Source organism: Veronia pacifica, from assembly GCF_001707825.1.
GTDB lineage: Bacteria > Pseudomonadota > Gammaproteobacteria > Enterobacterales > Vibrionaceae > Veronia > Veronia pacifica.
In genome coordinates, this window is the sequence record NZ_LYBM01000036.1 from 40,936 (window position 1) to 52,293 (window position 11,358).

8 protein-coding genes and 1 pseudogene are annotated in these 11,358 nt (G+C 48.3%); 6 read left to right on the forward strand and 3 right to left on the reverse strand.

Annotated elements, in window-relative coordinates:
• Positions 1 to 199: 199 nt before the first annotated feature.
• Positions 200 to 1,095 (forward strand): annotated as a pseudogene (locus tag A8L45_RS17205) (TIGR01777 family oxidoreductase).
• Here A8L45_RS17205 and A8L45_RS17210 read toward each other — a convergent pair.
• Entirely contained in the window at positions 1,092 to 3,515 is a 2,424-nt protein-coding gene (locus tag A8L45_RS17210; protein WP_068904533.1) for an ABC transporter permease, read from the reverse strand. The pseudogene A8L45_RS17205 and the gene A8L45_RS17210 overlap by 4 nt on opposite strands.
• On the reverse strand, positions 3,512 to 4,198 hold the full coding sequence (locus A8L45_RS17215) for an ABC transporter ATP-binding protein (protein ID WP_068904535.1): 687 nt from the start codon (positions 4,196 to 4,198) through the stop codon (positions 3,512 to 3,514). Before A8L45_RS17215 ends, A8L45_RS17210 begins: the two co-directional genes overlap by 4 nt.
• Between A8L45_RS17215 and A8L45_RS17220 the strand changes: the two genes are divergently transcribed.
• Together A8L45_RS17220 and A8L45_RS17225 are read left to right on the forward strand one after the other, a co-directional pair.
• The gene (locus tag A8L45_RS17220; protein WP_068904538.1) at positions 4,197 to 4,808 is read left to right on the forward strand and encodes an arylesterase; all 612 of its coding nucleotides are present in this window, start codon (positions 4,197 to 4,199) and stop codon (positions 4,806 to 4,808) included. The genes A8L45_RS17215 and A8L45_RS17220 overlap by 2 nt on opposite strands.
• Positions 4,809 to 5,485: 677 nt before the next feature.
• On the forward strand, positions 5,486 to 6,340 hold the full coding sequence (locus tag A8L45_RS17225; protein WP_068904540.1) for a thioredoxin family protein: 855 nt from the start codon (positions 5,486 to 5,488) through the stop codon (positions 6,338 to 6,340).
• Positions 6,341 to 6,375: 35 nt separating this feature from the next.
• Here A8L45_RS17225 and cueR read toward each other — a convergent pair whose 3' ends face one another.
• Positions 6,376 to 6,780, reverse strand: a complete 405-nt coding sequence (gene cueR / locus A8L45_RS17230; protein ID WP_068904542.1) for a Cu(I)-responsive transcriptional regulator — start codon at positions 6,778 to 6,780, stop codon at positions 6,376 to 6,378.
• Positions 6,781 to 6,905: 125 nt separating this feature from the next.
• Here cueR and A8L45_RS17235 point away from each other — a divergent pair, with 125 nt between their 5' ends.
• The 3 genes from A8L45_RS17235 to A8L45_RS17245 are packed head-to-tail and all read left to right on the forward strand — an operon-like array spanning position 6,906 to position 11,173.
• The gene (locus A8L45_RS17235; protein WP_083228394.1) at positions 6,906 to 9,680 is read left to right on the forward strand and encodes a cation transporter; all 2,775 of its coding nucleotides are present in this window, start codon (positions 6,906 to 6,908) and stop codon (positions 9,678 to 9,680) included.
• Positions 9,681 to 9,721: 41 nt separating this feature from the next.
• The gene (locus A8L45_RS17240; protein ID WP_068904544.1) at positions 9,722 to 10,156 is read left to right on the forward strand and encodes a DUF411 domain-containing protein; all 435 of its coding nucleotides are present in this window, start codon (positions 9,722 to 9,724) and stop codon (positions 10,154 to 10,156) included.
• Positions 10,157 to 10,177: 21 nt separating this feature from the next.
• Positions 10,178 to 11,173: a TraB/GumN family protein gene (locus tag A8L45_RS17245; RefSeq protein WP_083228395.1), complete on the forward strand. Its 996-nt coding sequence runs from the start codon at positions 10,178 to 10,180 to the stop codon at positions 11,171 to 11,173.
• Positions 11,174 to 11,358 lie beyond the last annotated feature (185 nt).

The window sequence follows — 11,358 nt, forward strand, 5'->3', positions numbered from 1 at the left end:
GGCTTCTTGATACCGTAAAAACTATATCAACGCACAGCGTAAAATTGAGTGACTGGATCGGCATGTCTGTGAAATTTGCATCGCTAGTTTGATACAAGGCGGTAATACTTATATCTATTCAGACCTGAGTTGATGAACTCTGGATAAAAAGGCTCAATCCAATCACGCTTTGATTCACTAAATACAAACGGAATTAACCATGCATATATTGCTAACCGGGGGCACAGGGCTGATTGGCCGGCAACTGATCGCCCGTCTTGAAAATCATAAAATCACTGTGCTGACCCGAAGTATTGTGAATGCACGAAAAGTAATGCCTGAATCTGTGTCTTTGATTGATTCACTCGACGGCGTGAAGAACTTCGATGAGTTCGATGCAGTGATCAATCTAGCCGGAGAGCCAATTGTCGATAAACGCTGGTCCGAGCATCAGAAAGGCGTAATAAGCACCAGTCGCTGGGGACTAACAGAGAAGTTGGTGGAAATGATTCACGCCAGCAGTAACCCGCCTCATACATTCATCAGTGGCTCTGCCGTTGGCTATTACAGTGATCAGAAAGATAAAATTCTGGATGAAACCCTGGTTGTGGAAAAAGATGATTTCGCCCATCAAATCTGCGCTAACTGGGAGAAAATTGCTCAGAAGGCCAGCTCAGAACACACACGGGTCTGCCTCTTGAGGACAGGTATCGTTCTCAGTACACAGGGTGGTGCCATGACCAAAATGTTACTGCCCTATCGGTTTGGACTCGGGGGGCCAATCGGCGATGGTGAACAGTACTTTCCGTGGATCCATATTGAAGACATGGTGGAGGGAATTGTTTACCTGCTTGAACAACAGTCGCTGAGCGGCCCCTTCAATCTGAGTGCGCCCAATCCGGTCACAAATAAAGAGTTCAGCCGCACGCTGGCCGCAACACTGAGGCGTCCCCATTTCCTTTTCACACCTGCTTTCGCCATTAAGATTTTACTGGGTGAAGCAGGCCAGCTATTGCTCGATAGCCAGAGAGCAGTGCCAAAAGCATTGATTGAGCAGGATACCAGTTCAAACATCCAGAACTGGCTCCTGCCCTATCTCACCTGCTGCGAAGCTAGCTTTTTAATGGTTGCAGCAACTGGCGGATCATCATAGCGACGGTCACAAAGACCAAGGTGACCGCCAGTGGTGGCAAACTTAGCCACACTTCAGGATGCAGTCTGACAGGTAACTCTATCCCCCACTTCAATAAGCTGGCCATGGCCAGTTCTGCACCGCCAACAGCCATGCAGCCGGATACCAGTGCCATGATGCCGTACTCAGCCCAAAGCGTAGTGTTGATGGACTTTTTACTGGCACCCAGGGTGCGATACAGCATGATCTCCCGTGCTCGCTCTGCCAGACTGATCCTAAGTAGCGTCAGCAACAGTAACAAGCCACTGACTACAGCGAGACCAGCCAACACAGATAGTGACAAGCTTATCTGACGTAGGATTGACTGGATGCGGCCACTCATAGTTCTAAGGTCCATAAGAGTGACCGTTGGGAACTCTCGACCAAGCTGATTGACCAAATCAGTCTGACTGCCTTCAAGACGGAAACTGACCAGCCAGTTAGCGGGCAAAGACGCCACCAAGTCAGGGTCAAAGATGAAGTAGAAATTTGGCTTCATATTGCGCCACTCTACCTCTCTGATGGAGTTGACATTGGCATCAAACCGCTGGCTGTTCACCATGAACGTCAGAGTATCTCCCAGCTTTAATCCTAATCGGTTGGCAATTCCCTCTTCTACAGAAACGCCCCCTTTCTCCGGCCAGCTACCCTCCAACAACACATTATGGCTCGGTAGCGTTTCTTGCCAGGTAAGGTTGAGTTCGCGGCGCAGAGATTCATCTCTTCGCCCCTCATTCGGCTCACTCAGGTTATAGTCAACCCCGTTTTTGGCGACAAGACGACCGCGAATGACCGGATAAGCTTCTGAGCGATCTAGCTGATTGCCATCCAACTCTCCCAGATAATCATTCAATTCATCTTTGGCAATATTAATCGCAAACACATTGGGTGCATTGGCTGGTAAGGTCTGTTGCCAATCATCAAGCAAGTCGGTTCGAAGCAGCCATATTATCGACAACAGCATAAAAGATGTTGCCAGCGCGCCTAATTGCGCACCGCTGGCCGCAGGATTGCGAGTAATTCGGCTCAACGCGAGACGAAGGGATGGATGCTTAACATGACGTCGTGCCAGACCCAATATCCCGACTCCCAGGGCAGCCAACAGGCTGAGCATCAGGACCAACGCAGCCAGTACTAGCCACATCAACTGGTTGTCGTACGACCATGCGACCAACGCAATACAAGGGATCGCAGCCAGCATCCAGCTCCAGGGGTTTTTGCGGGCGGGCGGCAGAGCCTGAGACTGCAGCACAGAAATGGCTGGCGCATTAGTGAGCCGCATAAGTGGAATGCCAAGCGCGGGCATAGACACCAGCACAGCAACTGCAGGACCCAGTATCCAAGGAATAATACCGTAGCTGGGCAACGGGTCGGGTAACACATCCGTCAGCGGCAGTCTGAGCAGATATTCAAGCCCGGCACCTGTGGCAAGACCAAAAGTGATCGCTAAACTGAACATCAAAAGCAGTTGTCGGAATAACCAGTTTCTGACCCACGCCTTACGCGCCCCGATACTCTTCACCATCGCCAGTATGTCAGTACGGCTTTCGACATAATGCTGGCTGGTCAGCAGCAGAGTACCCGCTGCCATAATGATCACCAGCACGACGGTCAATGAGAGATATCCGCGGCTTCTGTCCAGCATTTCACCGGTAGTGGAACTGTCGTTTTCGTCTGTCCAGCGGTATCCGGGCTGATCGGGTACTGTCGTGCGCACATCCTGTAATGCAGAGTCTTCACCGCGGAAGAAGTATCGGTAGGAAACCCTGCTGCCGGGTCGAACAACCCCAGCTTCGCCGACCTGAGATTGATGCATCAAAACAGAAGGCATCTGGTTGAATGGATTAAAAGAAAGTTCCGGCTCGGTAACAATTTTACCGGATACCCTCAATGTTACATCACCAATGTCGACAGGGTCACCCATCTTGACATCTAGCAGTGTGAACAGTCTTTCGGCCAGCCAGAGTTCTCCCGGTTTTACCTTGTTCTGTATATTACTTCCTTGCAATTCAAGGTCGCCACGCAAGGGAAACTGACCATCAACTGCTTTAACGCTGACCAGTTGCATCTTGTCCTGACTGAAGACCATAGTATTAAACCGGGTCTGTGTAGAACGGTCGACATCAAGGTCATTTAACGCTGTCAGCACAGAGGCATCAAGAGGACTCGTAGTGGTTCTCAGTGTCAGGTCGGCCGCCATCATTGCACGACCTTGCTGGGTGAGCCCCTGCTCTATTCGGTTCGCCAAAGCTGATAAGGCAAACACGCAGGCAATGATCAAGGATAGCGCAGCAACAACCGGCCAGAGCTGGCCGTGAAACAACTCCCGCCATGCCCATCGCCAAATTAAGCTTGGCTTTTTCATACTGCAGCCTCCGCTTCCACCACTTTGCCAGCATTGATATTGATGACACGGTCGCATTGCTCGGCGAGTTTCGGATCGTGAGTGACAAGCACCAGCGTCGTGCCATGATCTCGGTTAAGAGCGAATAGTAAGTCTATCACTGTCGCTGCGGTATGCTGGTCAAGGTTTCCTGTCGGTTCGTCAGCGAACAACACTCGCGGCTTCGACATAAAGGCGCGAGCAAGCGCGACTCGCTGTTGTTCCCCGCCAGAAAGCTGAGATGGTAGGTGAGTTTCCCTGCTCGACAGGCCGACGGACGCGAGCAGCGAACTTGCTCGCTGAGGATCTTCGTCTTCACCGCGGATTGTTGCTGGCAGCATCACGTTTTCAAGCGCAGTCAAAGAGGGAACAAGAAGAAAGCTCTGAAAAACGAAACCGATAGAACTCGCACGAAGCGCTGCCCTTTGCTCGTCATCTAACTTGTTCAATCGCTCGCCGAGAAGATCAATATTTCCGGAAGTGGGAACGTCTAATCCAGCAAGCAATGTCATCAGTGTGGACTTGCCCGCACCAGAAACTCCCATTAAAGCAATGCTTTCCCCCTGCTCGACCTCGAGCGAAACATCCTGCAAAATGGTTAGAGGTTGCCCATGTGTCTCTACCTGTTTTGAAACTTTATCAACCCTGATAACCGGAGTGTTCATGTTTAAAGTCCTTTCACTGTGTTTTATATTTCTCTCGTTCAATGCCTTCGGTCAAACCGTGATGGTGCTTGGTGATAGCCTGAGTGCTGGCTATCAAATGCCGATAGAACGCAGCTGGCCGACCATTATGGAGCAACGCCTCAAGGCGTCGGGGCAGGCAGAAAAGGTAGTTAATGCCAGTATTTCCGGTGACACCACGGGCAACGGGTTGGCTAGGTTGCCAGCCTTGCTCGATACACATCAGCCGGATTGGGTCGTCATTGAGCTGGGTGCCAACGACGGCCTAAGAGGCTGGTCACCTGATCTGATACGTAAGAACCTGACACAATTGATCAAATTAAGCCAGCAGAGTGGTGCGCAGGTCGCACTGATTCAGATTCAGATCCCACCTAACTATGGGAAGCGTTATACCAAGGCTTTTTCTGATATTTATCCAACGGTTAGCGCGGAACAAGACATTCCTTTGATTCCCTTTTTCATGGAGAAAGTGGTGCTGACTCCGGGTTGGTTAATGTCAGATGGCTTGCACCCTACAGAAGCCGCTCAACCATACATCGCAGACTTTATGTCACAGCAACTAAAACCATACTTTGGAACAAGATCAAATTAACGATAGAAAAATTTGAGGTAAAGATTTACACTAACTATTTGATTAAACTATCAATAAAAGAGAATCATGATAAAGATCGCATAATAAGCAGTTAGAGAGCCGTATTTGCGATCATAATCTTGTAATAATCAGGTTCTATTATCCGGAATCAACGTGTAAATCCCTTAATGTCTTGTCGTTTCATCAAGTATCGAGAGAGTTCAGGCGATAAACCACAAAAAAACATGATTTCGACTGGAGCCAAATGATGTCCTTACGTCAGCTCAATTGGCTCTGTTTATGCCTGACGCTTGCCGTGTTACTGATTATATAGTGTCGATGTCCGTGTCATAAACATGAGCCAAAACTGCAAAAGCCGCTGCATATTGAGCGGCTTTTGTGGTTTTAAAAGCCACTTGTATCAATTCCATTTACGATTCATTATCAGTAAGTGAGCGTTTCCGCGACACAGATACGCTTTTCTGGCGTATATCTGTGAGATCAGAAAAAAAGGCCAATATAATAATTTTGGGGATCATTTTTTGACGGAGCGTAAATGGTAAGTGTCAAAAACAGTCAATATATTCCGTCTAACCTCTCATAGCCGACACGTAAGGGCGGTTCAGAAGATTGAAATCTTGAATTTTCATGCCCTACACCCCACATTTTAGTTACTACTCTAGATACAAGGTCAATCCATGGAAAATAACTCTCTTATCGACCTTACGGAACAAAATGCTCATCAAGTGCTGGAAAGTTCACGTAATACCCCCGTACTATTTTTCTTCTGGGCTCAAATGAGCGCTGAGAGTCTTGAGCTCAAACCTGTCATCGAAGGCGTCGCACAGCAATATGCTGGCAACCTCACTACTGCATCTGTCAACTGCGAACAGCAGCAGATGCTGGCGGCACAATTTGGCATCAGAGCCTTACCCACCCTGGCACTGTTCGATAACGGAAAACCTGTCGATGGTCTGATGGGACCGCAAACTGAAGAGCAGGTTCAAGCCTTCCTTGATAAGCATTTGCCAAATCAGGCTGAAATGGCGTTCAAACAAGCCCTTACCCAAATTGCTGATGGTAACTTTGAAGATGCCCTCAATGAGCTGAAATCAATAGAAGCTGAATTGGCCGATAATGGTGAATATAAGCTAGCGCTGGCTGAATGTTTGATAGAAACCAAACAATTCGATGCGGCTGACGCAGTCCTTAGCTCAGTTCTAATGCAAGATCAGGATGCGAACTATAAATCGTTAATGGCAAAAATTGAGCTGTACCGTCAGTCCGCTGACACACCAGAGATCAGAAAGCTGCAAAAGGCCTTCGAGGAAGATCCTAACAATGATGATCTAGCTTTCGACCTCGCTGTGCAACTTCATCAGGTCGACAAGCATGAAGAAGCACTTGAACTACTGATCGGCCTGATGCGAAAAGACCTAAATTTTGCAGACGGACAGGCGAAAAAAACCTTGATGGATATTCTCTCATCTCTGGGTCAAGGCAACGAAATTGCGGGTAAATATCGTCGTGCACTCTACGCCCTACTCTACTAAACAAACGCAATGATAATAGGTTCCAAGAAAAGCACTTACAGGTGCTTTTCTTCTTTTCCGCTTAGTGCATCTATTATTGGACAACAACTGCTCTCATCACCCGGGCAGAGATCGACCAGCTCTTTCAATGTCGTCTGCATCGCTTTAAGTTCATCAATTTTACTGTCAATTTCTGCCAGTTTTTGACGCGCCTTAACGTTAACATCAGCACTTTTTCTTTGCGGATCGCGGGATAATTCAATGAGACTGCCACACTCATCGAGAGAAAAGCCAACCAGCCTCGCGCGCTTTATCAACAAAAGCTCACTTACATGCTGCTGCCGGTAATCCCTGTAGCCATTCGACGAGCGGTCAGGCGCTGTCAATATGCCTTTTTGCTCGTAAAAACGAATGGTTTTGCTACTCAAACCCGTCAAAGTGGCAACTTCATTGATTTTCACTCTGCACTCCTCATAAATGCTATTGACCTTACAGTTAATGGAAGGTTTATTCTGCCAGTATGGTCGGTTACCCATCAAAAAAAAAGTACGGGTACAAAGGATACTGCTTGATAAAAGGAGCCAATATGGACGAACACCTGACGAAACCAGTGACAGACCCCGTCATCCCCTCATCGGTGACCAATATTGCGCTTTCAGGTCTGAATTGCATGAGCTGTGCAAGAAAAGTAACAGCAGCGGTGTTAGCTCTTGATGGTGTCACTCATGCAGAAGCCAACAAAAGTTCATTGATGGTCGACGGAAGCCCCGCACTCTCTGATATTTTCAAAGCAGTTGAAGACCTTGGATATCAAGCAGGCCAGACGATTTTTGTCGATCTCACCGGATTACGCTGCGGGAAATGTGTTGCTAAATTGCGCACAGCGCTCAGCACAGATTCGAGAGTAGTAGCAGCCGATATATCGAAAACATCAGCAACAGTCACGGGTATTTTGTCGAGAGCGGAAGTTATCGACATTGTGCGTCGCTGCGGTTACGACGTGACTGATCAGCGACAACAAACAGACGAATCACAGCCCTCGCCGCTGCCTGATGATCCTTCGAGAGAAAATCGGGGGGATAGTACGACAATACCGGGCTCACCTGACAGCCATGTTAGTGGACCAGTACAAACACAATTGCTTCTCAGCGGGATGACATGTGCCAGTTGTGTATCAGCGGTAGAAAACGCTATCAGAAGTGTTTCCGGGGTGGAGGGTGTCAATGTCAATCTGGCAGAGAGAACGGCCATGATTAGCGGTGACGACATCGAGATAGATAGCGTTATCAATGCTGTTATTGATGCAGGATTTGGAGCCGATCTCGTTGAAGATGAAGCAACGCGACGTCAACGTCAAAATGCGCAACAGCAGCTTGAGTACCGCACTCATCTTAAACATGCTGGCGTCGCTCTGGCCGTTGGTATTCCCTTAATGCTTTGGGGGCTGCTTGGTGGAAACATGTCCGTTAACAGCTTCCAAAGTCAGCTTGGCTGGGGGCTGGTTTCTCTTATCTGCCTTACCCTCTTAGCAACGACTGGCCGTACCTTCTTCGTTGGAGCCGGTCGCTCTCTCAAACATCGCCGCGCCAATATGGACACACTGATCGCTCTTGGCACAAGTGCTGCTTGGCTCTACTCCACAGTGCTAGTTCTAATCCCAGAGTATTTCCCCGTCTCTGCCCGACACGTCTATTTTGAAGCGACAGCCATGATACTTGGGCTGATCACACTTGGGCACGCTATAGAGGCCAGAGCACGCGCATCTGCCTCAGCCGCGTTGGATAAACTGCTTGACCTTCAACCTGAAACCGCCGTTGTTATTACTGACGAGGGTGATAAAGAAGTGCCTTTGCGTGAGGTTCAGACAGGAATGACACTTCGAATTCGCCCCGGTGGCAGGATACCTGTCGATGGTCATGTTACAGAGGGAGACAGTTATGTCGATGAGTCTATGCTGACCGGTGAGCCACTGGCTGTTCACAAACAAACCGGAAATCGCCTGAGTGCTGGTACATTGAACCAGCGTGGAAGCCTCGCCATGCAGGCAGAAGGCGTCGGAAAAAATACTATGCTGGCACGCATTATTCATCTCGTACGTGAAGCACAAAGCAGTAAGCCTGCACTGGCTAAAATGGCTGACCGAATCTCAGCTGTCTTTGTGCCTGTGGTTGTCACTATTGCTCTTGCCACTGCTGCTGTCTGGTATTTTTTTGGGCCAGAGCCACGTATCAGCTTCATGCTGATCACCGCAACAACAGTGCTGATCATTGCCTGTCCCTGTGCATTGGGTTTGGCAACCCCCATGTCAGTGATCACCGGGGTAGGACGTGCAGCTGATTATGGCGTGTTGATCAAAGATGCCGATGCCATTCAACAGGCTGCAAATATTGATGTAGTCATTTTCGATAAAACGGGCACTTTAACGGAAGGTAAACCGTCTGTGACGTCACTGCACAGTGAGATCAAGGATGAGAATCAACTGATAAGACTGGCTGCCAGTATTGAGCAGGGCTCAGAACACCCGCTGGCAGTCGCTATTATCAACGAAGCTGAAAAGAGAGATATCAAACTGCTCACCAGCAATGCATTTCGAGCAATCCCCGGCATGGGAGTGCAAGCCGAGATCGATGGCGAGATATTCTATCTCGGCAACCTTGCGATGATGACACGTGCAAAGGTTGATACCTCCAAATGGGCCAACAAACAAAGTGAAAGCGGATCCAACAGCGAAACATTGGTTTATCTGGCTAATCAACGCAAACTCCTCGGCGTCGTCGGGATCAGCGACCCAGTCAGGTCAGACTCAGCGGCTGCGGTAAAAAAACTTAAAAGTATGGGGCTCAGTGTCGTATTGCTAACCGGTGACCGTCAACAGACAGCACAACATATCGCGGAAAAACTCGGTATAGATACAGTGATCTCTGGTGTTTTACCTGATGCAAAAGAAGCTGAAGTTCAGCGCCTCCAGTCTCAGGGGTTGAAAGTAGCCATGGTCGGGGACGGTATTAACGATGCACCCTCGCTGGCAAGAGCTGACCTTGGCATTGCGATGGGAAGCGGCAGTGATATTGCGGTAGAAAGCGGATCAGTGACTTTGATGCGCCACTCAATTGATTCAGTTGCAGATACCCTGTCCATCGCCAAAGCGACCATACGCAACATGAAACAAAACCTCTGGGGTGCATTTATTTATAACAGTCTCGGTATACCTGTAGCCGCGGGAATACTGTATCCATTGACAGGCACTCTGCTCAGCCCAGTCGTTGCAGGAGCTGCAATGGCCTTATCCTCAATCACAGTTGTCAGCAACGCAAACAGATTGAGACGTTTCACTCCTGATAACAGCAAGGTTGTATCTTAAAGGTACCTAGAAGATTCACCGAAACCACAAGGAAAAACAAAATGAAACCATCATCTCTGCTAGCAATAACTCTGACCTTGTTCTCGGGTTCAGTTCTCGCGGCATCTGGCACTATATATAAATCAGCCTCATGTGGCTGCTGTGAAGATTGGGTCAGCCACATGAAAGATAACGGTTTCAGTCTCAAGGTCGAGAATAGCGATAACCTTTACCCCATTAAGAAAAAACTGGGTCTCACACCTGAGCTCGCTTCCTGCCATACTGCGGTGATAGATGGCTATGTATTCGAAGGTCATATCCCTGCCAGCGATATACAGACATTCTTGCAGAATGAACCAAAAGACCTTGATGGTCTGGCCGTGCCGGGAATGCCACTTGGCTCACCCGGTATGGAGTTCGACAACAGGAAGCAGGCTTACCAAGTAATTGGTTTTTCAAAAGACGGAAAAACACAGGTTTTTAGCCAGCACAACTAATTCCCTATCCGATGGAGGAAAATGATGACATCAGGCTTTGAGCGCGCTTTTCGTGGTATTTTTCTTTTCAGGCTCAGTGCAATTTTTATTTTCTTTTTCCTTTTTTTTACCCCAAAACTGGCGACTGCCAAGCCAATCGTATGGCAAGCACAAAAAGGGGGCGCAGTGTTTACCCTTTTTGGTTCCATCCACCTTGGGTCGCCTAACTTTTACCCACTGCCAGAATTGGTAGAGGATAAATTTGATAAGGCTGATGCCTTGATTGTTGAAGTCGACCTTGCCTCATCAAAAGTCCCCGCGTTTCCGGATCGCAGAAACAGCTATCAGTCATTAAATGTCAAAGAGAAGCGTTTGTTAGAAACGGTAGCAGCCAAAGCTCGGGTTGATTTGTCTTTGCTTTATGCTATGCAACCTTGGCAAACAGCCGTGACATTACAGATGGAACAGGCCAAATCGCTAGGACTGAGGCCAGACTTTGGTGTCGACCGGCACTTTCTTCAGAAAAGTAGCAGCACAGGTAAGCGAATTATTGGGCTCGAAAGCCTTGAACAGCAATTTTCGACACTCACCACTATGGAAGATAATGGCAAAGCCATGTTGCTTGAGACGATTGAAGACTGGGACCAAAAACGTCTCGATCTGGCATGTATGATTTCTGCCTGGCGCCAGGGTGACCATAAAACACTGACGGCGATGAGCAATTACTTTGCTGAGTACTCAAGCCTTGAGGATAGAGTGCTTTATCAGCGTAACCTAAAATGGATATCTCTCCTGCAGGACAAAAATAAGTTTCCAGATGGTAACTACCTGTTGGTCGTTGGAGATCTGCACTTTCATGGCAAACGCGGATTACTCGCTTTACTTGAAAAAGAGGGTTTCTCCATCAAAAGGCTGACAAGCGGAGGAAGCGTCAATTGCTTCTCTTCAGCGGGGCGTATGAATCAGTCAGCGAATACTTCATCTCAGCGATATCAAGGCGAAGTGGATTTAGCCAGTGTCCTTGCTCAAAAGTATTAACCATTAACTTTATATGCCGGACATTCTCTTCTTTACAGATCGACAAAAATAGATTGCTGTCCGCCGCATATTTGGTGTCTTCTGATGAGTAATCGAGACAAAAAACCCGTTCAAGAACGGTTTTTTAAATGCAGTTGGAATTTCTTGGGACGGGCCTTCCAGCCCCCGGCCTAAGTCCGCTGGCT

What these genes read in the sequence shown, in the direction of transcription:
- A8L45_RS17210 (WP_068904533.1), bottom strand. Translation starts at nt 3,515, where the DNA reads ATGAAAAAGCCAAGCTTAATTTGGCGATGGGCATGGCGGGAGTTGTTT.
- A8L45_RS17220 (WP_068904538.1), top strand. Translation starts at nt 4,197, where the DNA reads ATGTTTAAAGTCCTTTCACTGTGTTTTATATTTCTCTCGTTCAATGCC.
- A8L45_RS17215 (WP_068904535.1), bottom strand. Translation starts at nt 4,198, where the DNA reads ATGAACACTCCGGTTATCAGGGTTGATAAAGTTTCAAAACAGGTAGAG.
- A8L45_RS17225 (WP_068904540.1), top strand. Translation starts at nt 5,486, where the DNA reads ATGGAAAATAACTCTCTTATCGACCTTACGGAACAAAATGCTCATCAA.
- A8L45_RS17235 (WP_083228394.1), top strand. Translation starts at nt 6,906, where the DNA reads ATGGACGAACACCTGACGAAACCAGTGACAGACCCCGTCATCCCCTCA.
- A8L45_RS17240 (WP_068904544.1), top strand. Translation starts at nt 9,722, where the DNA reads ATGAAACCATCATCTCTGCTAGCAATAACTCTGACCTTGTTCTCGGGT.
- A8L45_RS17245 (WP_083228395.1), top strand. Translation starts at nt 10,178, where the DNA reads ATGATGACATCAGGCTTTGAGCGCGCTTTTCGTGGTATTTTTCTTTTC.